General features: G+C 39.8%; 19 protein-coding genes and 2 riboswitches. Of the genes, 8 read left to right on the top strand and 11 right to left on the bottom strand.

Features of this window, described 5'->3' with window-relative positions; translation table 11 throughout:
* Positions 1–22: 22 nt before the first annotated feature.
* From cpxA to mazG, 3 genes are all read right to left on the bottom strand, one after another.
* Entirely contained in the window at positions 23–1,417 is a 1,395-nt protein-coding gene (gene cpxA / locus ICJ55_RS07740) for an envelope stress sensor histidine kinase CpxA (RefSeq protein ID WP_188156287.1), read from the bottom strand.
* A gap of 59 nt (positions 1,418–1,476) precedes the next feature.
* Entirely contained in the window at positions 1,477–2,199 is a 723-nt protein-coding gene (locus ICJ55_RS07745) for a response regulator (RefSeq protein ID WP_188156288.1), read from the bottom strand.
* Positions 2,200–2,300: 101 nt separating this feature from the next.
* Complete coding sequence (gene mazG, locus ICJ55_RS07750; protein ID WP_188157707.1) at positions 2,301–3,083, bottom strand: nucleoside triphosphate pyrophosphohydrolase; 783 nt, start codon at positions 3,081–3,083, stop codon at positions 2,301–2,303.
* Positions 3,084–3,391: 308 nt separating this feature from the next.
* Between mazG and accD the strand changes: the two genes are divergently transcribed.
* A complete protein-coding gene (gene accD, locus ICJ55_RS07755) occupies positions 3,392–4,285 on the top strand; it encodes an acetyl-CoA carboxylase, carboxyltransferase subunit beta (RefSeq protein ID WP_188156289.1) in 894 nt (297 codons plus the stop codon).
* Positions 4,286–4,288: 3 nt separating this feature from the next.
* Positions 4,289–5,590: a bifunctional tetrahydrofolate synthase/dihydrofolate synthase gene (folC, locus tag ICJ55_RS07760; protein WP_188156290.1), complete on the top strand. Its 1,302-nt coding sequence runs from the start codon at positions 4,289–4,291 to the stop codon at positions 5,588–5,590.
* Positions 5,591–5,647: 57 nt separating this feature from the next.
* Here the strand turns inward: folC and ICJ55_RS07765 are convergent, their stop codons facing one another.
* The 7 genes from ICJ55_RS07765 to moaA all read right to left on the bottom strand — a co-directional run bounded on the left by ICJ55_RS07765 (position 5,648) and on the right by moaA (position 11,564).
* The gene (locus tag ICJ55_RS07765; protein ID WP_279611690.1) at positions 5,648–6,844 is read right to left on the bottom strand and encodes an amino acid aminotransferase; all 1,197 of its coding nucleotides are present in this window, start codon (positions 6,842–6,844) and stop codon (positions 5,648–5,650) included.
* A gap of 106 nt (positions 6,845–6,950) precedes the next feature.
* Entirely contained in the window at positions 6,951–8,810 is a 1,860-nt protein-coding gene (locus tag ICJ55_RS07770; protein ID WP_188156291.1) for a tRNA(Met) cytidine acetyltransferase TmcA domain-containing protein, read from the bottom strand.
* 5 nt (positions 8,811–8,815) lie between these two features.
* Positions 8,816–9,298 carry an rRNA maturation RNase YbeY gene (ybeY, locus tag ICJ55_RS07775; protein ID WP_188156292.1) on the bottom strand — a complete coding sequence of 161 codons (483 nt, stop codon included), beginning with the start codon at positions 9,296–9,298 and terminating at the stop codon, positions 8,816–8,818.
* Positions 9,299–9,316: 18 nt separating this feature from the next.
* Positions 9,317–9,772, bottom strand: a complete 456-nt coding sequence (gene moaE, locus ICJ55_RS07780) for a molybdopterin synthase catalytic subunit MoaE (RefSeq protein ID WP_188156293.1) — start codon at positions 9,770–9,772, stop codon at positions 9,317–9,319.
* Positions 9,773–10,018, bottom strand: coding sequence for a molybdopterin synthase sulfur carrier subunit (gene moaD, locus ICJ55_RS07785; protein ID WP_188156294.1), 246 nt, complete (start codon positions 10,016–10,018; stop codon positions 9,773–9,775). It lies immediately after the preceding gene.
* Positions 10,011–10,487 carry a cyclic pyranopterin monophosphate synthase MoaC gene (gene moaC, locus ICJ55_RS07790; RefSeq protein ID WP_188156295.1) on the bottom strand — a complete coding sequence of 159 codons (477 nt, stop codon included), beginning with the start codon at positions 10,485–10,487 and terminating at the stop codon, positions 10,011–10,013. The genes moaD and moaC overlap by 8 nt, the downstream gene beginning before the upstream one ends.
* 51 nt (positions 10,488–10,538) lie before the next feature.
* The gene (gene moaA / locus ICJ55_RS07795) at positions 10,539–11,564 is read right to left on the bottom strand and encodes a GTP 3',8-cyclase MoaA (protein WP_188156296.1); all 1,026 of its coding nucleotides are present in this window, start codon (positions 11,562–11,564) and stop codon (positions 10,539–10,541) included.
* Positions 11,553–11,707, bottom strand: a riboswitch (molybdenum cofactor riboswitch). (Overlaps the previous gene by 12 nt.)
* 161 nt (positions 11,708–11,868) lie before the next feature.
* Between moaA and ICJ55_RS07800 the strand changes: the two genes are divergently transcribed.
* The 3 genes from ICJ55_RS07800 to torA all read left to right on the top strand — a co-directional run bounded on the left by ICJ55_RS07800 (position 11,869) and on the right by torA (position 17,559).
* Positions 11,869–13,608 (top strand): LuxR C-terminal-related transcriptional regulator, encoded by a 1,740-nt coding sequence (locus ICJ55_RS07800; RefSeq protein ID WP_188156297.1) that lies wholly within the window; start codon positions 11,869–11,871, stop codon positions 13,606–13,608.
* A 167-nt stretch (positions 13,609–13,775) separates the two neighbouring features.
* Positions 13,776–14,891, top strand: coding sequence for a NapC/NirT family cytochrome c (locus ICJ55_RS07805; RefSeq protein WP_188156298.1), 1,116 nt, complete (start codon positions 13,776–13,778; stop codon positions 14,889–14,891).
* Positions 14,889–15,058: riboswitch (molybdenum cofactor riboswitch) on the top strand. Its footprint overlaps the gene before it by 3 nt.
* Positions 15,059–15,075: 17 nt before the next feature.
* Positions 15,076–17,559 carry a trimethylamine-N-oxide reductase TorA gene (gene torA, locus ICJ55_RS07810; RefSeq protein WP_188156299.1) on the top strand — a complete coding sequence of 828 codons (2,484 nt, stop codon included), beginning with the start codon at positions 15,076–15,078 and terminating at the stop codon, positions 17,557–17,559.
* A gap of 94 nt (positions 17,560–17,653) precedes the next feature.
* Here torA and ICJ55_RS07815 read toward each other — a convergent pair whose 3' ends face one another.
* A complete protein-coding gene (locus ICJ55_RS07815; protein ID WP_188156300.1) occupies positions 17,654–18,934 on the bottom strand; it encodes a citrate synthase in 1,281 nt (426 codons plus the stop codon).
* Positions 18,935–19,144: 210 nt separating this feature from the next.
* On the opposite strand from ICJ55_RS07815, the gene icd reads away from it, so the two are divergent.
* The 3 genes from icd (at position 19,145) to ICJ55_RS07830 (ending at position 25,509) form a co-directional block, all read left to right on the top strand.
* Positions 19,145–20,392 carry an NADP-dependent isocitrate dehydrogenase gene (icd, locus tag ICJ55_RS07820; RefSeq protein ID WP_188156301.1) on the top strand — a complete coding sequence of 416 codons (1,248 nt, stop codon included), beginning with the start codon at positions 19,145–19,147 and terminating at the stop codon, positions 20,390–20,392.
* A 21-nt stretch (positions 20,393–20,413) separates the two neighbouring features.
* The gene (gene acnB, locus ICJ55_RS07825) at positions 20,414–23,020 is read left to right on the top strand and encodes a bifunctional aconitate hydratase 2/2-methylisocitrate dehydratase (RefSeq protein ID WP_188156302.1); all 2,607 of its coding nucleotides are present in this window, start codon (positions 20,414–20,416) and stop codon (positions 23,018–23,020) included.
* A 134-nt stretch (positions 23,021–23,154) separates the two neighbouring features.
* The gene (locus ICJ55_RS07830) at positions 23,155–25,509 is read left to right on the top strand and encodes a molybdopterin guanine dinucleotide-containing S/N-oxide reductase (protein ID WP_188156303.1); all 2,355 of its coding nucleotides are present in this window, start codon (positions 23,155–23,157) and stop codon (positions 25,507–25,509) included.
* Positions 25,510–25,593 lie beyond the last annotated feature (84 nt).

A 25,593-nucleotide genomic window follows, 5' to 3' on the forward strand; every position in this document is an offset into this window, starting at 1 on the left:
TTTTCTCATCAATTTTGCAAATTTAGGAATATTGTGTCCAAAGCGGAATGTTTAATTCTATCTTTAGACCGCCCATATCGCTTTTTGTTAAATGAATATCGCCTTGATGTTGCTGTACCGCATTATGAACAATCGATAACCCTAAACCCGTGCCACCCGTTTCTCTGGTTCTGGCTTCATCCACCCGGTAGAAAGGCTTTAAAATATTTTCATACTCACTTTCTGGTACACCTTGCCCATCATCTTCAACAATTAATGTTAATTTTTCATCGTGAATATCCATTGAAATAGCAATGATTTGATTTGCATATTTCTGTGCGTTGCGAATTAAATTTTCTAACGCACTAGAAAGAGAATCCTGAGAACCATTAATAAAATAGAGTGCCGGATTTTCAATATTTTGTTTAATAATAAGTACTATATTATTCTGTGATGTCTCAAATTTAGCATCTTCAATAACATCTTGCCAGATTTCGTTAATTTCAAATATTTTTTTATTAATTTGATAATTAATTTTTTGTCTTGAAATAACCAGTAAATCTTTAATCATTTGATCCAGTTTACCAATTTCATTTTCAATACGATTAATTTCAGGAAGCTCTCCTGTTTTTCTACGTAAAATAGCTGTAGCTAATTGTAACCTTGCTAGTGGTGTTTTTAGCTCGTGAGAAACATCTGAAATCATTCTTTGTTGTTGTTCGGTCAAGTCTTTTAAACTTGTTACCATATGATTAAAACTTTTTCCAACTTCTCTGATTTCATAGATACTTTCGTTTTCGAGTTTAGGATTAGTTTCCAGATATCCTGTTGCAATGGCATTTGCAGATTCAGTTAAATTTTGAACAGGTTTAGTAATTTTAAATGATAACCATAATAACAATGGTATACCTGAAAACATTAGTATTAATGTTATTAAAAATGGAGAATCTAGGATCGTATTCAACCACTCTTTTTGAGCATCTACGGCTTTAATAAAATATTGGTTATAAGTATGTGTAGGTGATTTAACAATGAAAGGTCCATATATTTCAATATTTTCAAAGCGGCGTTGTAATGGCTCTTGAGTTTGTTGTGATTGGTAAATAAAAAATTGTAGTGATTTAATATTACTTTGGTTTACACCACTTAAATTCCCACTCTCTTTATCTTCTAAAATAACATCATAACCGTTAGCTGTTTCAACAGATAAATTTCGCTCAAATACTTCATCTAAATTTAAATTTTGTTCGGTTTCAAAACTTTCATTTTTAAAATAGAACTGATCTTTTTGTGAAATAGGTGAGAATTTTCTTGAATCAAATTTATCAATATTAAAAGTAATTACAATAAATAAGCTAAGTAATAAACCATAATACGTAACAAGTTTATAGGCTAAGCGTTTTCTAAGGTTTGAATATTTTTTTAATAAATTTAGCATACATAATCGTAGAATATAAAAATCCCTAAAATAATTTCTATTTAGGGATTTGGAAAATATTATTCGGTTACCAATAAGTAACCTTTTCCTCTTAATGTCTTAAACCAAGGTAAGCCATCTTCTCGTTCGGGTAATTTTTTACGAAGGTTAGAGATGTGCATATCAATAGCACGATCATAGGGCGTTAATTGTTTACCCAAGATTTCTAAACTTAATAACTCTCTAGATAAAATTTGACCTGGATTACGTATCAAGCGTTGTAATAATGCAAACTCTGTACCTGTTAAGTCTAAATCGTTACCTTGATAAGAGGCTTGCTGGCGACCTGAATGTAGCTGTACACCTGCAAATTGTAACAATTTAGCCATATTTTCAACCGAGCTAGATTCAATTTGAATATCATCTGCTTGAGGTAGTTGAGAAACTGTGCGTCTTAAAATAGCTCTCATTCTTGCCACTAACTCACGGTCATTAAAAGGCTTAGGTAGATAATCATCAGCCCCTAATTCTAAACCTAAAATACGGTCAATTTGGTCGTCTCTTGCACTTAACATTAGAACAGGTAATGTGTATTTTTGTCTGATTCGTTTTAATGTCTCTACACCATTTAAGACAGGCATCATTACATCAAGTAAAATTAAATCATATTGGTTAGCTTCTAATTCATTTAAGCCTTCTTGACCATTATGAACCACTTTTACTTGAAATCCTTCCAATGAGAGCAGTTCTGTTAATAATTCAGTCAGTTCAATATCATCATCTATTAATAGGATTTTTAGCATAAGATATTTCCTATAAAATATGGGCAACTATATTTAATTTTTATAGCTATAATATGGTTCTGAAATAGTAAGATTTATCTTATTATAACAAGCAAAACAAATTATTCTACTTTTTTTACTTGATGCCAAATTGCATCTAATTCGGCTAACTTACACTCTTTTACAGTTCTTCCGGTATTTTTAACTGCTTGTTCGACTTTTCTAAAGCGTTTTTCAAATTTAAGATTGGCATTTCGTAAATTTTCTTCAGCATCAGTATGATAATGACGACATAAATTTACAATTGCAAACAATAAATCGCCTAATTCTTCAGCCAATTCTTTGGAACGATTCGGATATTGAACTATTTCTGCTTTTACTTCATCAAGTTCTTCTTCTACTTTTTCTAACACTCCTTGCGGATTATCCCAATCGAATCCCACTTTTGAACAACGTTTTTGTAATTTATTGGCACGAGTAAGTGCTGGTAGTGCAAACGGAAGATCATCTAAAATAGATTGTTGATTTTTATGCTTCTCATCATTTGCTTTTTGTTGCTCCCAACTTTTTAATGCCTCTTCACTATTTTCTGCTTTCACATCACCAAAAACGTGAGGGTGACGATAAATCAATTTATCGTGAATATCGTTTACTACATCATCAAAGGTAAAAGATCCTTCCTCTTTCGCAAGCTGACTTAAGAAAACCACTTGGAGTAATAAATCCCCCAATTCCTCACGCAGAGCGGAGCGATCATTGGTATGAATAGCTTCAGCAACCTCATAGGTTTCTTCTAATAAATGAGGGAGCATTGTGTCGAAATTCTGTTTTAAATCCCAAGGGCAGCCTTGTTCCGGGTGACGAAGTTGATTTACAACTTCAAGAAATTGTTCGATAGTTGCCATATTTTTCCTTGTACAAGCGGTTGATTTTTGTGAAATTTTTGCAAATTCTAGCATAATAACGTTCTTTTCGCTTATAATAAGGCAGCTTTTATCAAAACTAGGAACGAAATGGCAGCAGAAAAATTAACTAAAAAACGTTTGATTCAAATTGTGGTAATGCTTGCCATTCTTCTAATTGCATTTTTTTATCGAACTTATACACACACTTAGTGATCTGATATGTCAATAAAACGTATCAAAAAACCGTAAATTGTGCTTTAATAGCAAGAATTTTATTTATCTCACAACTCAATCCAAAAGGAATAAAAATGAGCTGGTTAGAAAGAATTTTAGGTAGAGAATCTTCCTCATCAAGTGCTAAATCAAAAGTGCCGGAAGGCGTTTGGACAAAATGTACAAGCTGTGAACAGGTGTTATACAGTGAGGAATTGCAACGCAATCAACAAGTTTGCCCGAAATGTGATCATCATATGCGTATTGATGCTCGCACACGTCTATTAAACTTATTAGACAAAGATTCAGCTGTTGAAATTGCTGCGGATTTAGAACCACAAGATGTGTTGAAATTTAAAGATTTAAAAAAATATAAAGATCGTTTAACGGCTGCACAAAAACAAACGGGCGAAAAAGATTCCTTTATCGTTTTTTCGGGGAAACTTTATGATATGCCTGTGGTAACTGCATCATTCAACTTTGAATTTATGGGCGGTTCTATGGGGTCTGTTGTTGGAGCTAAATTTGTGAAAGCGGCAGAAAAAGCCTTAGCGGAAAAAATTCCGTTTATCTGTTTTTCGGCATCGGGCGGAGCTCGTATGCAAGAGGCATTATTTTCATTAATGCAAATGGCAAAAACCAGTGCGATTTTAGCAAAAATGAAAGAGCAGGGTGTGCCGTTTATTTCTGTTTTAACCGACCCAACGCTGGGCGGTGTTTCAGCAAGTTTAGCGATGTTAGGTGATGTAAATATTGCTGAGCCAAAAGCGTTAATCGGTTTCGCCGGACCTCGTGTTATTGAGCAAACAGTGCGTGAAAAATTACCGGAAGGTTTCCAACGTGCTGAGTTTTTATTAGAACACGGTGCGATTGATATGATCGTTCCACGTAAAGAAATGCGTGATGCCCTTGCACGTATTTGTGCAAAATTAACTAATCAACCGACGCCGTTTAAAGTGGCAGAATTGATTGTTGAAAATGTAGAATAACGAATGAATACATTAATTACCCCTAAAGCCACGGATTCTTTGGAAACGTGGCTTTCCTATTTAGAACAAGCCCATTCTAAGCCGATTGATATGGGCTTGGATCGTATTACAGCAGTTGCAAAGGATTTGGATTTACTTAATCCTGCCCCTTATGTCATTACCGTTGCGGGAACAAATGGCAAAGGTTCAACTTGTCGATTACTGGAAATCGCTTTATTAAAAGCAGGCTTTCGTGTTGGTGTTTATTCTTCACCGCATTTAATTCATTATAATGAACGGGTAAGAATTAATGGCGATGTTCTGCCGGAAACGTATCACGTTCAATCCTTTGCAAAAATTAATGAAAAAAAGACCGCTTCACTTACTTATTTTGAGTTTAGTACACTTTCTGCCTTTGAATTATTTAAGCAAAATCAGTTAGATATTGTGATTTTAGAAGTTGGTTTAGGTGGCAGATTAGATGCGACCAATATTGTTAATCCAAATCTTGCGATTATTACGTCTATCGATATCGATCACGTTGCATTTTTAGGCGATAACCGAGAAGATATCGGACGTGAAAAAGCGGGCATTTTCCGTGAAAATATTCCTGTAATTATCGGCGAGTCGGATTGCCCTAATTCCATTAGAGAAATGGTGAAATCGTTAAATTGTAACGCTTTTTATCGGGATCAAGATTGGCATTTTGAAATTAAAAACAATCTATTCCATTGGTATTCTAAAGAAAAAAACTTTAAAGATTTACCTCTACCATTAATTCCAATTCCAAATGCGGGAACGGCACTAGCGGCATTAATGCAATTACCATTTGAAATTAATGAACAAATTATCCGAGAAGCATTTAGCGAAGCTCAAATGACCGCCCGTTTTCAGCTTTTAACGGATAAAGATTTTGCAAAATTTTCACAAAAACAACCGCTTGCACAAGTAATTATTGATGTGGGGCATAATCCGCACGCAGCCCGTTATTTGGCAGATAAACTTGCAGAGTTAAAACAAGCAAATCAAAAAATCTATGCAGTATTTAGTGCATTAGAAGATAAGGATTTGTCCGGCATTGTTCAGCCACTCGAAAATGTAATTGATGAATGGCATTGTGCCAGCTTAAATTGTTGGCGTGGGCAGAGTGGTGAGCAAGTATTAGAAAAATTGGTAAAAGTTTTACCAAATTCAACCGCTTGCAGCTACCAAAGCGTGCCTGAGGCAAGCCTTGCCTTATTTGAGAAAGCAAAAGCAGAGGATATCGTTTTGGTGTTTGGCTCGTTCCATACCGTAGCAGATTTTATGCTTTGGTTAGAAAAATAATCAATTTAAATCAAAAATAAAGGCGAACTTGATGTTCGCCTTTATTCATTTATTAGCTTAAAGCACTTTTACAATCGCTTCCGCTAAGGCATCAATATTTTTGCTGGTAATACCTGCTACATTGATACGACCTGAGCGTACTGCATAGATTGCAAATTCATCTTTCAATTTATCCACTTGTTCAGGAGTTAAGCCACTGAATGAGAACATACCGTTTTGTTCGGTAATGAAAGAGAAATCTTGAGTTGCCCCTTTCTGTTTCAATTTTTCTACTAATTGCGTACGCATATCTTTAATGCGGTTACGCATTTCGTCTAACTCTTCAATCCATTGTGCTTTTAATTCAGGATCGGCTAATGCCACTGCAACCGCACTTGCACCGTGAGCTGACGGGTTAGAGTAAAGCACACGAATAATTGATTTGATTTGTGTAAATGCACGATTGGCATCATCGGCGTTATCCGCAATTAAAGTGAATGCCCCTACACGCTCGTTATATAAACCGAAGTTTTTAGAGAATGAGCTCGCCACTAATAATTCACGGTTGTTTTTCGCAAATGCACGCAAGCCGTAAGCATCTTCTTCTAAGCCGTTGGCAAAGCCTTGATATGCGAAGTCAAACAACGGCAACCAACCTTTTTCAGACGACAATGCGGCTAACTGATCCCATTGTGCCGGAGTAGGGTCAATACCGGTTGGGTTGTGGCAGCAACCGTGTAATAATACCACATCGCCCGCTTCTGCTTGGCTTAAATCAGCAAGTAGATTATCCCAATCTAAACCGTTAGTCTCTTTATTGTAGTAGCGATAACCTTTTACATTCACTCCAACTGCATCAAAAATACCGTTATGGTTTGGCCACGTTGGAGTAGAAATCCACACATTTTTCGCATTGGTATGGCGTTTAATAAATTCTGCTGCAATACGTAATGCACCTGTCCCCCCTAAACTTTGAGCTGTTTTTGCACGACCAGAAGTGATCACTTCAGCCCCTTCACCAAATAATAAGGCTTGTGTTGCCGCATTAAAGGCTTGAACACCATCAATAGTGAGGTAGTTTTTGCTGGTTTCGGTATCTAATAAGCGTTTTTCTGCTTCTTTTACCGCTTTAACGATTGGAGTTTTACCCTCATCGGTCATATAAACACCGATTCCAAGATTAATTTTGCCTTCACGGGTGTCGGCTTTGAAGGCTTCGCCTAAACCTAAAATTGGGTCTGCCGGTGCTGCTTGAATATGACTGAACATTGACATTAGAAATCCTCTTTAAAAATGGAAAATAGACAGTGAATTTATACGGCTAAATGGAAAAATTAGCAAGAGCAAAACATAAAAAAATTGATACAAACCATAACTTATTTTAATGATTTTTAAAATCTAACTGTTCTTGTAATATTTTTCGACAATTTTCCAACCACGACTTGGGCTGTTTTAGACTCTCTGCGTTCTCCTGCTCAAAAATATCGTGTAAAAAAGCAAATTTTTGCCTATCTGAATAGTAAAGTCTTTTTAGACTGACATAAACTGCCGAGAAAGTGCGTTGCTGTTCCACAAAACCTTGCAAGTTTTGCCAATCAACATCACTTAAATTCAGCTCAGCAAGCGGTTGAAATCCACAAAAATTTTGCAAATCAGCACACATTTCGCTAAAAAACGGCTGTAGAGAAAAATCACGGCTAAAGGCTTGCTCTGCGTCTTGGCAAAATTGTTCGCCTTGAGCAGAAAGTGGATAAATCATCATTGCACTACGGTAGCCACTGCTGGCTTCTTTATTTGGGGTAATTTGCACAAGCCGAAAACCGCAAGCAGACCAAAAACAGTAGAGCGGAGCAGTAAGCCCAAAGCTGACGGACATAAAATCAAGCGGTGGTTTTTTATCTTTATTTTGCAAAATAAAATCGGAAATCAACCGCTTACCAATACCTTGATTTTGCTTTTCAGGCAGCACCGCAATACGAGAAATCCGGACTGAACGTAACTTACACGCCTGAGGTAAATTCCCTTGAAAGCAGAGATATTGTGCCACTAAGTTGCCTTGCGGGCGGCGTTTGCCTTGCCAAATGGCTTGCGTTAGATTTTCATCTAAATTGCCTTCATTTACCGCCCACATACCGCCGATAAGTTGCTCATTTTGATATTCCTGATGCAAAATTTGCTGCTCACCATCAAACAATCGGCGTAAATCAGTCGGCGTGGTTTTGTAATGAGCTTGAGCAAGTAAATGATAAAAATCAGCTAAATTGTTGTTATTTTCGGTTTCTTCAAGCAAAAGTAATTCATTCACAAACTGCTCAAGCGGATCATTTTCTGCCCAACGCAACGGTTTTGTCAGCTGCCAATGTTTATTGGAGCGAGTTAATTGTGGCAAAAACTTAAGAGAAAAACCTCGCCCTGTGCCTTCGTAGTTTTGCGTAGTCGTAGTTAAAACCACTTTATCAAAATAATCGCAAAGTTGGTTGAGAATAGGTAACGGCAGGCTCGCCGCTTCGTCCACAAATAGCCATTGATGAGGTGAAATTTGCTGGCTTTTTATTTGCTCAATAAGATGATCGGGGGCAAAAAAGGGAATTGCTTGTTTTGCACCTTCAAAAAAATGGGGTAAGACCGAGGTAGTGCGAGCTGTAATCAGCACCTGGTTCTGCGTTGATAACTGGTTCGCCAGTAAGCCTGAAAGGGTGGATTTTCCACGTCCACGAGGGGCGGTAATCAAATGAATATCGGCAGAATCAAGCGGTAGATTTTGCAAAATATTTTGCTGCTCTTGCGTTAAATGAAAATTGTAAGATTTTGCCGAAAAATTACCGCTTGTTGTGAGTGCTATCGGGTTTGTTTGAATTTGAAACCCAAATTTCTCCACAAGTTTTTTTAAATGTTGATAGAAATTGGGGCAGGCAATAGCGTGATTTTCGTTCCAACGTAACGCATCAAAGTCAATTTCGTGTTCTAATGTTTGCCATTGTGGGCAAAGTAAATAGAGCGTACCGTTTTCTTGAATAGTGCCTGCAAGAATGGCGAATGCCTCAAGATTAAAATTTACCCCCTGCTCGGCACGCATATCATAAATGGCGAAAGGGCGTTCTTGCCCTAAAATAGATTTGGCGTTAGAAAAAGAGCAGCATTTAAACTGTTGAACTATATCAGGAACATAAAAATAGCCCCCTTGAGCATTTAACTCAACGGGGAGCTTTTTATCATCGGTTACAATAATTAAAGAACGCATTAGGTCTATTCTTTTTCTGAAATATACGGATCTTCGTAACCCAAACTTTGCATAATTTCCGTCTCTAAACTTTCCATTTCTTCAGCTTCTTCATCGGTCAAATGGTCGTACCCCAATAAGTGAAGTGTGCCGTGAATGGCTAAATGAGCCCAATGAGCCTCTAACGGTTTTTGTTGTTCTTGAGCTTCTTTTTCCATCACTTGACGGCAGATCACCAAATCGCCCAAGAGCGGCATTTTAATGCCTTCAGGCACTTCAAACGGAAAAGAAAGCACATTGGTAGGCTTGTCTTTGCCTCGGTAGGTTAAATTCAGCTCGTGGCTTTCCGCTTCATCTACAATGCGAATGGTGATTTCCGTTTCGGGGAAATCTTCGGTTTTCGCTTGCATTGCAAGGGCTTTGTGCACCCAAGTGTAGAATTGAGCTTCGCTCGGTAAGTTTTCGCTGTTTTCGCAGGCGATTTGTAAGTCGATGTATAAATTTTCCATTGGGTTACCTTTTACACATTATTTCCATTTTTCAGCCGCTTGTTGGTCGCTGTCACGCCCTTCAATCCAGCGTTCGCCCTCTTGGGTTTGCTCACGTTTCCAAAATGGGGCTCGGGTTTTGAGGTAATCCATAATAAACTCGTTGGCGTGGTAGGCATCGCCTCGGTGGGCAGAACTCACTCCCACTAACACAATTTCATCGCCTGTATGAAGTTGCCCGATACGGTGGATAACCGCAACACGCTGAATATCCCAACGGGTACGAGCTTCATCTACAATTTCTTGTAGGGCTTTTTTCGTCATTGCAGGGTAGTGTTCAAGATATAAGCCCGAAACATTATCACCCAAATTCATTTCACGCACTTTGCCGATAAAAAGTGTGGTTGCCCCAACAGAATGATGTTCACTTAGCCAACGGTAAATATGGTTTTGGTCAAATTCAGTTTCTTGCACTTCTATTAAGGTGGAATTCATTTAACCCCCTGTTACCGGTGGGAAAAAAGCAACTTCATCGCCATCTTTAATTGGGCTGTCTAGCGAGGAAATCGTTTGGTTGATTGCCACTAATAATTTGCCTTTTTCTAATGCAAGTTGCCATTTTTTACCTTGTTGGCTTAAATGCTCACGCAATTCTTCTGCTGTAGCAAAATTGGCTTCCACTTCTAACATATCCGTTGCCACAAGTTCACGCACTTGAGCGAAAAATAATACTTTAATCAACGTTGAAATCTCCTGATTTGCCACCGCTTTTATGTAATAAGCGGACATTTTCAATCACCATATCTTTTTGCACCGCCTTACACATATCATAGATAGTAAGAGCCGCCACGCTTGCTGCAGTTAAGGCTTCCATTTCTACGCCGGTTTTCCCGGAGAGTTTACAAAGCGATTCAATGCGAACTTGGTTGGTTTCAGGTAACGCTTCAAGCTGAACTTCTACTTTAGATAGTAATAAAGGATGGCAAAGGGGAATAAGCTCCCACGTTCTTTTTGCTGCTTGAATCCCTGCAATTCGGGCTGTAGCGAATACATCGCCTTTATGATGATTACCGCTGATGATCATCTGCAAGGTTTCTGCATTCATTCGTACAAAGGCTTCGGCACGAGCAACACGGACGGTTTCTTGCTTCATTGAAACATCAACCATATTGGCTTCGCCATTATTATTAATGTGTGTAAATTGATTCATAATATTTGATTTGCAAAAAATGATAAAAATCTGACCGCTTGATTGCTGTTTTTAGCCGCCAATAGAAGATAAGTTATTTCTCACGCCACTATCGCCAATGTGCAAATAGTGATGCTCTCGTTTGCCTTGTAAAGCCGATTTCAAGCGAGTTTCAAGCTGCAATTGTTGATCGTCTGATTGTAATAAATCACGAATATCAATCCCTTCCTCGCCAAATAGGCAGAGATGAAGTTTACCTAAGGCTGACACTCGCAGGCGGTTGCACGAGGCACAGAAATTCTTTTCATAAGGCATAATCAAGCCAATCTCGCCTTGGTAATCCGGGTGAGATAGCACTTTTGCAGGTCCATCTGATATCGCTTTAGGCTGTAGCTGCCAACCTTCTCTTAGCAAACGTTCCATTACCGATTGACCTGAAAGGTGTTGCTTTTTGAAAAAGCTACCCATTTCACCTGTTTCCATCAGTTCGATAAAACGCATTTGGATTGGTTTATCTTTAATCCAAGCAAGGAAATTATCCAACTCGTGAGCGGTGTATTGTTTCATTAACACGGCATTAACTTTGATTTTTTTATAGCCAATTTCAAAAGCTCTATCAATACCATTTAAAATCGATTTTAGTTTGTTTTCGCCGGTAATTAATTGGAATTGACGAGTATCTAAACTATCAACACTCACGTTAATATCAGTAATGCCGGCTTGCTGCCAAAGTGCAACATCACGTTCCATTCTGTAGCCGTTGGTGGTTAATGCAACTTTGCGGATACCTGCAGTTTGTGAAAGGGTATGGGCAATTTCAGCAAAATCTTTGCGTAAAGTAGGCTCGCCACCTGTAATACGGATTTTCTCTGTACCTAGATTAGCGAAGGCTTTAGCGATGCGTTGAATTTCATCAACACTTAGGAATGTTTGCTTATGCGAAGGCGGTTTATAGCCATCGGGTAAGCAATAGTTACAACGGAAGTTGCAAACATCGGTAATAGAGAGCCTCAAATAGGTATATTGACGCTGAAAACGATCAACAAGCCCAGAAACCACATCATTACCCACGTTTTTAATTGGGATAATAGATTGCATTTGACACCTTTCTAAACACGAGAGGACAACTCATTTCTAAGTTATCCTTTGAACAGCTAAACTGTTACTGGCATAAATTCCATATCAAAAATTTGTCTTTAATTTTTAGAGTTAGGAAATAATGCTCGGAGTCTTAATAAAATTGGGTTTATTGTAGGGGGAGAATGCCGATTACGCAAGAGGTATATAGTGGTATATTTTAAACGGAGATCGTAACTAAATCAGGTTAGTTTGATTTATATCATTTTTTTGAATAGGTAATTTTGTTATTTTAGTCTGGTAATTTTTTGCCTAGGAAAAAAGAATGACTGAAAATAATCAATGGTCTTGCTTGATTAATAAGCAAGGCAAGGTTCTAGAATGGGAAAATAAAGCCGGAGTAGCGTATTTAACACAGTTAAAACAACTCTGCCTTTATGCTCAAGCGTTTCTCTATTCAGACCAAATTTCATTATCTTTTTTCTATTGTTTGCCTACTCAACACTGGCTTAAAGTTCTGTTAAAACGCCATCAGGAGTTTACTTTAATACACGTAGAGCAGAGCTCATTACCGTTTGAACTGAGCAAGCGAGAAATTGAGCTATTAATGTTAATCAGCAGTGGACTGAGTAATGAAGAGATTGCCAATTTATTGAATATCAGTAAACGCACGGTTGATAAGCACATTGAGAATATTTTTGCTAAAACAAAAATAGAAAATCGAACGCTACTGGCTGTTTTTGCCATTACTGAAAATTTAATCTGCTTACCGACACCGGGCAACATAGAACAATCTATTCTTGCCACTTTTAAAATCGAACAACTCGCTTTGCAAATTACAAATGAAAAACGACCGCTTGTAATGAATGAACCTGCAACCTTTTCGATTAATAATTATAGCTATCGCCCTATTATTCTTGGTGTGCCGTATGTGGAACAAGGAATTGGTCAAATTGATACCAAAGAGTTGCTTAATGGTACACAACTTGCAGTAGAAAATATAAATCGGCAAGGCGGTATTAATGGGCGAGAAGTACAAATTGCCACTGCCGGTTTTTGTGTAGAGGATAAATCCAGCATATTAAATGCTTATAATGTGTTGTTCGATCAAGAAGTTGATGCGATTTCTACCGCCTATGCTTGTTATTTGCCCGAAGTTCACGAACTGATTGCAACCGAAGGCATTCCTTATTTACATATTGCTACTCATAGCGGTTCAAATAAACTTGCACAGAATTTGCCAAATAAGCGAATTGAGAATATGTTCCAAGTGTGTGCGAGCGATGTTACTTATAGCTTGGGTATTTTAAATTTTCTGCAATATTACCGTTATTATTATGCCGATTTTATGCAAAATAAAACGGTGATGATCGTAAGTGTGAAATGGCAAAAAGTGGATATTGGTATCGATAATTTATCGCACAATTTGCATAAACAAGGTTGGAATATTGAATATGTAGAGCTGGAACAAGAGCCTGCTGCTTATCAACATCTGATGCAGCAAATTCATAATATTTCGCCCTCTATTATCGTACTTGCTTCTTATTTTGCGGAAGATATTGTCCATTTTCATCAAGCCTTTATTGAAAATCCGACTAATGCAATTATCTACAGTATTTACGCACCTTCTGCGTTTTTACCACACGAGCAACCTTGTGAGGGGGTGTTGTGGAGTACCAATAGTGGCTTAAGCAATAACTATTTAGGGCAGCAATTTTGCCGGTGCTATGAGCAGTTATTCGAGCGAAAACCAACCTATTCACAAGCCAGTATTGCTTATGATCAAGCTAATATTTTAGCAAACGCTTGGAAGCAAAGTGTATCGCCTCGCCATTTTAAAGCAGTTTCAAATATTATTCGTCAGCAACCGCATTATGGCGTAAATGGCACTTATTATTTTAATACCGATAGCCAAATCGGTTTGACTTATCCGGAAACAAAAGACTTATCTATTAGCTTGCCACAGCTTGTCTATCAAATTCAGCAAGGCAGAAGTGCGGTAATTGCACCTGAGTTATTTGCTGATTCACAATTTGTGCTACCTGCTTGGTTTTCTTATAAATGATATTGAGGGAGAGTTTTCTCCCTTTTTTATTTGTTATTTTTGCCTTAGATCAAACTTCATTAACTCTTTTGAGTTAATACGTATTTTTACTTATTGTTTATAACTCTAATGAGTTAATAAAATGCCTTCGTCTTTAATTTTTAGCGTTTTTTAGTGGGGGTAGTTATATGTCTAAGATGAAAAAAATAGCCGCTTTTATTGGCATTATGGGGCTTGGTGCTGCCGTTTTAGGTGGTTCGCAATATGCGATGAAAACCACGAATTCGACTGAATTTTGTGTCAGCTGTCATTCAATGACTCACCCGCAAGCAGAATGGGAAGGTAGTGTGCATTTCTCTAACCGCAAAGGGATTCGTGCCGAGTGTTCCGACTGTCACGTTCCGCAAGATGGCTTGCATTATTTCAAAGCGAAAGTGGTTGCTTTAAAAGATGTGTGGCATACCTTTGTTACTAATAAACTTCCTGACCAAGAAGCCTATGAAGCCCACCGTTTAGAAATGGCACAGCGTGTGTGGGAGGATATGAAAGAAACAGATTCTGCGACCTGCCGCTCTTGCCATAGTTTTGATGCAATGGTGCTTTCAGAGCAAAAAGAAGCTGCACAGAAAATGCACAAACTTGCTCAAGAAACTAACCAAACCTGTATTGATTGCCATAAAGGTATTGCTCACTTCTTACCTGAAATGCCGGTGGATAATGCTGCCGCAGCAGGCGAGTTATCTAAACACGGTGCAGAATTTAACGGTAGCGATAAAACCCTCTATTCTCTTGCAATGAATACCGTGCAATTCGCACAAGGAGGTGAGGCTCGTTTAATGCCGTTTGCAGAACTAAATGATTGGAAAGAAGAAAACGGTAAAGTGAAAGCCACTGTTAAAGGTTGGCAACAAGTCGGTGCAGAAAGCGTAGTCTATGCCGGAATGGGGCAACGCATTATGGTGGCATTACTTGGCGATGAAGAACAGAAAAAAGTCACCTTAAAACAAACCGTTCACGATAGCGTAACTGACTCTGACTGGAAAGAGATCAGCTTTGAAGTACTCGCCGATAAAAATAGTGTAACAGCCAATGTTGCGGCACTTAACGCTTTCGGCAATAACTTAAACCAAACACATTGTAGCGGTTGCCACGCAGCAATAGGTGCCGATCACTATACTGCTAATCAGTGGATTGGCGTAGTGAACTCAATGAAAGACCGCACTTCAATGACCGCTGATGATGTGCGTGCAGTCACGATTTATTTGCAACGTAATGCAAAAGACGTTGCAGGCAGTTCCCATTAATCTTCTTGATACCGAGCTTGTGATCCTAAGTCCTTGGATATGGTAGCAAGCCGTAAAGATGCAATACAAGCGGTAATATTTTCTGTAAGTTTTGCAAATGCTTTACCTGGATAAGTAAGAAATTGTTTATCCACTCGATTTTAGAAAGGTGTCTTTTTTAACTTAACTTCAAATGAGGTTTATTATGAAAAAACAAGGCAAAATTGACGCAAGTCGTCGTGGTTTTCTAAAAAATTCATCACTAGGCTTAGCAGCCGGTGCAGGTCTAGCGACTAGCACAACCGGTGTTGTAGGAGCATTAGTTTCTACAAGTGCTAAAGCAGCAGGAATGGAAACAGTATTTACCGCTGCACACTGGGGTCCGATTGGGGTAGTCGTGGAAAACGGTAAAGCAGTAAAATCTGCTGGTGCGATGCCGATGACCATTGAAAATGAACTACAAAGCGTTGTGCCTGATCAGCTTTATTCAGAAGCTCGTGTGAAATATCCGATGGTGCGTAAAGGCTATTTGGAAGGTAATAAAGACACTACTTTGCGTGGACGTGACGAGTGGGTACGCGTTTCTTGGGACAAAGCGTTAGATTTAGTCGCAGGCGAAGTGAAACGCGTAACCGATGCACACGGTGCAAGCGGTATTTTCGCTGGTTCTTACGGTTGGTACAGCTCAGGTGCATTACACGCTGCTCGTACCTTATTACACCGTTACTTAAACTTAACTGGCGGCTTCGTGGGTGTGAAAGGTGACCTTTCAACTGGTGCGGCACAGGTGATTATGCCACACGTTTTAGGTACGATTGAAGTTTACGAACAGCAAACCAGCTGGGAAGTCGTATTAGAAAACAGCGAAATCGTAGTATTCTGGGCGGCTAACCCATTCACAACCTTACGTAATGCTTGGACCTCAACCGACCAGCACGGTATCGAATACTTAACCAAACTGAAAGCTAGCGGCAAACGTGTGATCTGTATTGACCCAGTGAAAAGTGAAACCTGCCAATTCTTAGGCGCAGAGTGGATCCCAACTAACACCGCAACAGATGTAGCGTTGATGATGGGTATCGCACACACCTTAGTGACCCAAGGCAAACATGATCAAGCGTTCCTGAAAAAATACACGAAAGGCTTCGAGCATTTTGAAACTTACTTATTAGGTAAAGAAGACAATCAGCCGAAAGATGCGGAATGGGCAGCAAAAATCACCGGCGTACCGGCAGAAACCATTAAACAATTAGCGGCAGATTTCTCGTCTAAACGCACGATGTTAATGGGCGGTTGGGGTATGCAACGCCAACGCCACGGTGAACAAACGCACTGGATGTTAGTCACCCTTGCTTCAATGTTAGGTCAAATCGGCTTGCCGGGCGGTGGTTTTGGTTTCAGCTACCACTATGCAAACGGTGGTGTGCCAAGTGCAACGGGCGGTATTATCGGCTCAATCACGGCAACCTCTGCCGAAGCAGGTGAAAAATCTTGGTTAGACGATGCATCTAAATTCTCATTCCCTGTAGCACGTGTGGCAGATGCGTTACTCTATCCGGGCAAAACCATCAAATTCAACGGCACGGAAATCACTTATCCGGATATCAAATTAGTGTACTGGGCGGGTGGTAACCCATTCACTCACTTGCAAGATACTAACAAACAAGTGAAAGCGTGGCAAAAACCTGAAACCATTATCGTCAATGAAGTGAACTGGACTCCAACCGCACGTATGGCGGATATCGTATTACCAACCACTACCAGCTACGAGCGTAATGATATTACTATGTCCGGTGACTATTCAATGATGAATATCTTCCCGATGAAACAAGTGGTTGAGCCGCAATTTGAAGCGAAAAGTGATTACGATATTTTCACCGAGCTTTCAAAACGTGCGGGTGTTGATGCCAAATTCACCGAAGGCAAAACCGAAATGGATTGGTTAAAAGGTTTCTACCAAACTGCCTTTGATGCGGCACGTAAAAACCGTGTGATTATGCCAAACTTCGATAAGTTCTGGTCAGAAAACAAACCGGTTACTTTCAAAGCGACTGATAAAGCGAAAAAATGGGTACGCTACGAAGAGTTCCGTAATGATCCGTTATTAAATCCATTAGGTACACCATCAGGCAAAATCGAGATTTTCTCTGATGTAGTGGCGAAAATGAACTACGATGACTGTAAAGGTCACCCAACTTGGTTCGTGCCGGATGAATTTGCGGGTAATGTGACAGCTGAGGCTCCATTAGCGTTAGTGACGCCACACCCATACTATCGCTTACACAGCCAACTTTGCCACACTTCACTGCGTGAAAAATACACTGTGGCAGGACGTGAGCCGGTGTTAATCCACACTGAAGATGCAAAAGCACGTGGTATTGCAAATGGCGATGTGGTGCGTTTATTCAATAAACGTGGTCAAGTGCTTGCCGGTGCGGTAGTAACAGACGGCATTATTAAAGGTACAGTCTGTTTACACGAAGGGGCTTGGTACGACCCGGCAGATTTAGGTCAGTCTGAACAGCCGTTATGTAAATTCGGTAGCCCGAACGTTTTAACTCGTGACGAGGCAACTTCTAACCTTGCTCAAGCGAACTCACCGAACACGGCTATCGTCCAAGTGGAAAAATTCCAAGGCGAAGCACCCGAAGTGACCGTGTTTAAAGAGCCGAAATATACGCAAGCGTAATTAAATGTAAAAACTTAAAGGCACAGATTTTATTCTGTGCCTTTTGTTTTGCCACTTTTACAAGCGGTCAATTTTACTGAATTTTTTGCAAATCTTATGATTTATCCATCGGTTCGAAATCACGTTTGGTTTCGCCTGTATAGATTTGGCGAGGGCGGACGATTTTGATATTTCCTTGTAGATACATCTCTTTCCAGTGGGCAATCCAGCCAACGGTTCTTGCTAAAGCGAACATCACTGTAAACATCGAAGTCGGAATACCGATTGCTTTTAGTACTATACCGGAGTAGAAGTCTACGTTCGGATAAAGTTTATGCTCAATGAAATAAGGATCACTTAACGCAATACGTTCTAATTCCAATGCAACTTCAAATAATGGATTATCAATATTTAACTCTTTTAATACTTCGTGGCAGGTTTCACGCATTACTTTGGCACGTGGATCGTAGTTTTTATAAACACGGTGACCAAAGCCCATTAAACGGAATGGATCATTTTTATCTTTCGCACGGGCGATAAACTCAGGAATACGATCCACTGTGCCGATTTCTTCTAACATATTGATACAAGCTTCATTCGCACCACCGTGAGCCGGTCCCCAGAGAGAGGCAATACCTGCTGCAATACAAGCAAATGGGTTCGCACCGGAAGATGCTGCGGTACGCACAGTAGAGGTAGACGCATTTTGTTCGTGGTCGGCGTGTAAAATAAAGATTCGGTCTAATGCTCGTTCTAATACAGGGTTTACTTCGTATGGCTCACAAGGAGTTGCAAACATCATATATAAGAAGTTGCCTGCATAAGATAAATGATTTTGTGGGAACATAAACGGCTGACCAATAGAGTATTTGTAACACATTGCAGCAAGGGTTGGGATTTTAGCTAATAAGCGAATTGCGGTGAGTTCACGGTGAGCTTGGTTATTTACATCAATAGAGTCGTGATAGAAAGCAGCTAATGCACCACTTACACCACACATTACCGCCATTGGGTGAGAATCTCGACGGAAACCGGAGAAGAATTTTGTGAGTTGCTCGTGTACCAGTGTATGTTTTTTGATAAGTTGAACAAAATCTTTGTATTCTTCTTTAGTGGGTCTTTGCCCAAATAAGAGCATATAACTTACTTCTAAATAGTCAGAATGTTTTGCAAGCTGGTCGATTGGATAACCTCGATAGAGTAAAACCCCTTCATCACCATCCACATAAGTAATATTTGATTCACAAACGGCAGTTGAAACTAAACCGGGATCGTAAGCAAACAATTTATGCTTTAAAAAAGGCTGAATATCTACGTTTTGATACCCTAGCGTACCTTTTTTCATAGTAAGTTCAATTTTTTCACCAGTTTCTAGTGTTAATGTTGCTGCTGACATATATGCTCCTTTTTTATTTAGGTTTACCAATAAACTAGATGATTTTTAACAGAATAACAATATTTTTTTATAATTCATTTACAAAATGTGCGTTGGATCACAAATCTTAATTTAGAGAAGTTCTCTTTATTTACATTTATGTATTTACTGTTTATAGTTGATTTGTTATTAAACTGTAAATTTCATTTTTCGTCATTCGAGGGGGAGAAAATGCCTACACAAGTCCAAATTCCACAAGGCGAAACCATTCAACTGAACCAAGATGGTTCTTTGCAAGTTCCTGATAATCCTATTATTCCTTTTATTGAAGGCGACGGCATCGGCGTGGATGTTACCCCTGCGATGAAAGCAGTGTTAGATGCTGCGGTTGAAAAAGCCTATCAAGGCAAGCGTAAAATTGCTTGGATGGAAATTTATGCAGGCGAAAAAGCAAATAAACTTTATGGTGAAAATACTTGGTTGCCGGATGAAACTTTAGAACTTATTCGCCAATATCACGTTGCGATTAAAGGTCCATTAATGACCCCGGTGGGCGGTGGTATTCGTTCTTTAAACGTGGCAATGCGTCAAGGTTTAGATTTATATAACTGCTTACGTCCAATCCGTTATTATGATGGTACACCAAGCCCGGTTAAACACCCTGAATTAATTGATATGGTGATTTTCCGTGAAAACTCAGAAGATATTTACGCTGGGGTTGAGTGGGTAGCCGGTTCGCCTGAAGCAAATAAAGTAATTGAGTTTTTACAAAAAGAAATGGGCGTAAAGAAAATCCGTTTTACCGAAGATTGCGGTATCGGTATCAAGCCTGTTTCCAAGCAAGGCACTCAGCGTTTAGTGCGTGCGGCGTTACAATATGTGATTGATAATAATCGTAAATCCCTCACTTTAGTTCACAAAGGTAATATTATGAAGTTTACCGAAGGAGCATTTAAAGAATGGGGCTACCAAGTTGCGGAAGAATTCGGTGCTAAATTAATTGATAAAGGTCCGTGGATGAGTTTAACCAATCCGAAAACAGGCGAAGAAATTATTATTAAAGACAGCATTGCCGATGCTTTCTTGCAAGAAATTTTATTACACCCGGCAGAATATGATGTAATTGCAACACTTAACTTAAACGGCGACTATATTTCTGATGCGTTAGCAGCTCAAGTAGGTGGAATAGGTATTTCTCCGGGGGCGAATATCGGTTATGAAGCAGCTATTTTTGAAGCTACTCACGGTACAGCACCAAAAATTGCGGGGCAAAATAAAGGTAATCCTGGTTCATTAATTTTAAGTGGGGAAATGATGTTACGCCACTTAGGTTGGCTTGAAGCTGCAGACTTAGTAGTTAAAGCTGTATCCAAAACCATTGCAGATAAAACAGTCACTTTTGATTTTGCTGAAATGCTAGAAGGTGCAACATTACGCTCAACATCTGAGTTTGCACAAGACATTATTGCAAATATGTAACTCAAGGATAAGGAGTAAGTTATGGCAAATTTTATAGAAAATTATCAACAACAAGTTGATGAACGTGCAAAATTAGGTGTTGTTCCGCAGCCATTGACTGCAGAACAAACCGCACAGCTAGTTGAGTTACTGAAAAATCCACCTGCCGAACAAGCGGTCTTTTTATTGGAACTTTTTGAAAATCGTATCCCTGCAGGGGTTGATGAAGCTGCTTACGTTAAAGCCGCATTTCTTGCGGATATTGTAAAAGGTGCAACTGCATCTCCTCTTATTTCGCCCGCTCACGCAGTGAAATTATTAGGTACAATGCAGGGTGGTTATAATATTGAAACATTGTTGCTGGCATTGGATAAACAGGAACTTGCTCCGATTGCCGTAGAGGCGTTATCCAAAACCTTATTAATGTTTGATAATTTCCACGATGTAAAAGAGCGTGCGGAAAATGGCAATGAATTTGCAAAACAAGTGTTAGAATCTTGGGCAAATGCAGATTGGTTTACTTCTCGACCAAAACTTGCTGAAAAACTGACTGTTACCGTATTTAAAGTAACAGGCGAAACAAATACAGACGACCTTTCCCCTGCCCAAGATGCGTGGTCTCGCCCTGATATTCCGCTTCACGCCCAAGCAATGTTGAAAAATGAACGCGATGGCATTTTCCCTGATGACAACGGACACGTTGGTCCGATTAAACAGTTAGAAGCGTTGAAAGAAAAAGGATTTCCTCTAGCTTATGTAGGCGATGTGGTAGGAACCGGCTCTTCTCGTAAATCTGCAACTAACTCCGTACTTTGGTTTATGGGGGAAGATATTCCATACATTCCAAATAAACGAGCCGGTGGCATAGTATTAGGCGGTAAAATTGCTCCGATTTTCTTTAATACGCTTGAGGATGCTGGTTCATTGCCGATTGAGGTAGACGTTACCCGGCTCAATATGGGTGATGTAATTGATATTTATCCTTACGAAGGCAAAATTCGTAAACATAATTCCGATGAAGTATTAGCAGAATTTGAGCTAAAAACGGAAGTATTACTTGATGAAGTACGAGCGGGCGGACGAATTCCACTGATTATCGGGCGTGGTTTAACTCATAAAGCAAGAGTTGCACTTGGTTTACCGGAAAGTGATGTATTCATTAAACCACAAGCTATTTCAGATAGCGATAAAGGTTATACATTAGCACAAAAAATGGTGGGGCGTGCTTGCGGTGTGGAAGGCGTTCGTCCGGGTCAATATTGTGAACCACGAATGACTTCTGTTGGCTCACAAGATACCACAGGTCCAATGACGAGAGACGAACTAAAAGATTTAGCTTGTTTAGGCTTCTCGGCAGATCTTGTAATGCAATCATTCTGCCACACAGCTGCTTACCCAAAACCTGTTGATGTAGTAACACATCACACCTTGCCTGATTTTATTATGAACCGTGGTGGTGTTTCACTTCGCCCGGGTGATGGCGTTATTCACTCTTGGTTAAACCGTATGCTACTACCTGATACAGTGGGTACAGGTGGCGATTCTCACACCCGTTTCCCAATCGGTATCTCATTCCCAGCAGGTTCAGGTTTAGTGGCTTTTGCCGCTGCAACAGGAGTAATGCCATTGGATATGCCGGAATCGGTATTGGTGCGTTTTTCAGGCACAATGCAGCCGGGTATTACGCTGCGTGATTTAGTACACGCTATTCCTTATTATGCTATTCAACAAGGGTTATTAACCGTTGAGAAAAAAGGTAAGAAAAATATTTTCTCCGGTCGCATTTTAGAGATTGAAGGGTTGGAAGATCTGAAAATCGAGCAGGCCTTTGAGCTTTCAGATGCCTCTGCAGAACGTTCTGCTGCAGCTTGTACCATTAAGCTCAACAAAGAGCCGATTATTGAGTATCTAAACTCTAACATTACGCTTTTAAAATGGATGATTGCCGAAGGTTATGATGATAAACGCACCCTTGAACGCCGTATCGCCAATATGCAAGCGTGGTTGGATAATCCACAGTTGTTAGAGGCAGATGAAAATGCGGAATATGCGGCAGTTATTGAGATCAACTTAGATGAAATCAAAGAGCCGATTGTCTGTGTACCGAACGACCCTGATGATGCTCGCCTGCTTTCTCAAGTACAAGGCGATAAAATTGATGAAGTCTTTATCGGATCTTGTATGACTAATATCGGGCACTTCCGTGCGGCAGGTAAATTACTCAGCCAAGTAAAAGGGGAGTTACCAACCAAACTTTGGATTGCTCCACCAACCAAAATGGATGCAGCATTGTTAACTGAAGAGGGCTATTACAGTATTTATGGTAAAAGTGGAGCAAGAGTTGAAATGCCGGGTTGCTCACTCTGTATGGGTAACCAAGCACGCGTAGCGAATAACGCCAGCGTGGTTTCAACTTCAACGAGAAACTTCCCGAACCGCTTAGGACAAGGAGCGAATGTGTATTTAGCCTCTGCAGAATTAGCGGCAGTTTCAGCCTTGCTAGGTAAATTACCAACACCAGAAGAGTATCTCGGTTATGTAAATGACCTACAACAAAACAAAGATGACATTTACCGCTATATGAACTTTGACCAAATTAATAGTTATGTGAAAAAAGCGGATAATGTGATTGTTCAAGTCGCACTTTAGTGAATAAATAAGCCCACCTTCTTAGGTGGGTTTTTATTTGCAAATTTTCATTAAAAAACGACCGCTTGCAGTTGCAACTTCCCGCTTAATCCAGTAAATTCCATTCAATTTTATAAAATAAAGGCACGAATTAAATGAACACAACATTAGAACAAGGCAAATTTGTTTTTCTCGACAAACCAGAAAACACAATCACGACCGCAGCTCACTGGGGGGCATTAAATGTAGCCCTTGAAAATGGCAGAGTAGTGAGATCGGAAGGTAGCTTAGCCAAAAATCATCAAAACGAATTACAAGATGTGGTTGCCGATCAGCTTTATAGCTCTGTGCGAGTTAAGTATCCGATGGTTAGAAAAGGCTACTTAGAAGGTGATAAAGACACTACCTTGCGTGGGCGAGATGAATGGGTGAGAGTTTCTTGGGATAAAGCCTTTGAGCTTGTTTCAAATGAAATTCAACGTGTTCGCCAACAATACGGTAGCGAATCGATTTTTGGTGGCTCTTACGGCTGGTATAGTTGTGGCTCATTACACGCTTCTCGCACACTGTTGCAACGTTACTTAAATGTAACGGGTGGTTTTATAAATAGCAAAGGCGATTATTCCACCGGTGCGGTACAAGTGATGATGCCTTATGTGCTAGGGAATATTGAAGTTTATGCTCAACAAACCAGTTGGCATACAATTGTAGAAAATACAGAATTATTGGTGATTTGGTCGTCTAACCCACTCAATACTTTACGCATTGCGTGGACATCTGCCGAACCGGAAGGCATTGATTATCTGGCTAAAATCAAAGCCAGCGGCAAACGTATTATTTGTATCGACCCTGTAAAAAGTGAAACCTGCCAATTTTTAGAGGCAGAGTGGTTGCCAATTAATACAGGTACTGATGTTGCATTGATACTGGGTATCGCTCACACTTTAATTAGTGAGAACAAGCACGATCACGACTTTTTAGCGAAATATACCGTCGGTTTCGAGCAATTTGCCGATTATGTGTTAGGAAAAACCGATAATCAACCAAAAACGGCTGAATGGGCGAGCAAAATTTGTGGCATTGATGCGGAAACAATTAAAGAATTGGCTCACGCCTTTATCGCCAATCGAACAATGCTGATGTCAGGCTGGGGCTTGCAACGTTTGCAACACGGCGAGCAGAGCCATTGGGCGTTAGTTACCCTTGCCGCAATGCTAGGGCAGATTGGCTTGCCAGGTGGTGGTTTTGGTTTAAATTATCGCTATTCTACTAACGGATTAAATGCTAATTCCGGTATTCGTTTAGGGGCAATAAATGCAGGTAAGCCAAACCTGAATATGCCGTTTTTCCCGGTTGCTCGTATTGCTGATGCGTTACTTAACCCAAATCAGACTTACGATTACAACGGGCAAACTTTAGTTTACCCTGATGTAAAATTAGTCTATTGGGCAGGAGGAAATCCATTTGCTCACCACCCTGATACCAACTATTTGGTAAAAGCGTGGCATCAGCCTGAAACCGTGATCGTTAATGAATGTTACTGGACGCCAACCGCCCGAATGGCAGATATTGTACTACCGGCTACCACAAGCTATGAACGAAACGATTTAACCGTAGCCGGGGATTATGTGGTGAAACATATCATCCCAATGAAACAAGTCGTTCCGCCGCAGTTTGAGGCAAAAAACGACTACGATATTTTTGCCGAGTTGGCGAAACGAGCAGGCAAAGAGCAAGAGTTCACCGAAGGTAAGAGCGAAATGGATTGGTTGAAAGAGTTCTACCAAATTGCCTATGATGCAGCAGAAAAAATCAATACGCCATTCCCAACCTTTGATGAATTTTGGACAGAAAACAAAGTGCTCAGTTTTGAAACAGAAAATCAAAATAACACTTTTGTTCGCTATCAAGATTATCGTAATGACCCGATTAAGCACAAACTGGCAACACCATCAGGCAAAATCGAGATTTTCTCTGAAACCGTAGCGAATATGAATTACGATGATTGCAAAGGGCATCCAACGTGGTTTGAGCATCAAGAATATTCGGGCAAAACAAACGAAGTTGAACCTCTTGCGTTAGTAACACCACATATTAAATACCGCTTACATAGCCAGTTAGCCTATTCTTCACTTCGTCAATATTACGAAGTAAACGGACGAGAGCCGGTGTTGATTCATACTCAAGATGCCGCTGAACGAGGCATTACAAGCGGTGATATTGTGCGAATTTTTAACAAACGCGGACAAGTATTGGCAGGTGCGGTGGTTAGTGATGGCATTATCAAAGGCACTGTTGCTCTTTATGAAGGAGGTTGGTACGCCCCACAAGATTTAAGCCAACCAAACACTTTATGCTTAAACGGTAATCCAAATGTGCTAACTAAAAATGATGGTTCATCAAAACTAGGGCAGGGCAATGCACCGAATACTACAACCGTTCAGGTAGAGAAATTTGAGCTGGAAGCTCCCGAAGTAGCGGTGTTTAACCCACCTCAATTCAGCGAGTAATCAACCGGCAAGCGGTGCTTTTTTGTAAATTTTTTGCAAAATTTCACCGCTTGTTAGCCCACATAATATGGTATAGTAAGCTAT

This window comes from Mannheimia bovis (genome assembly GCF_014541205.1).
Taxonomy (GTDB): Bacteria; Pseudomonadota; Gammaproteobacteria; order Enterobacterales; family Pasteurellaceae; genus Mannheimia; species Mannheimia bovis.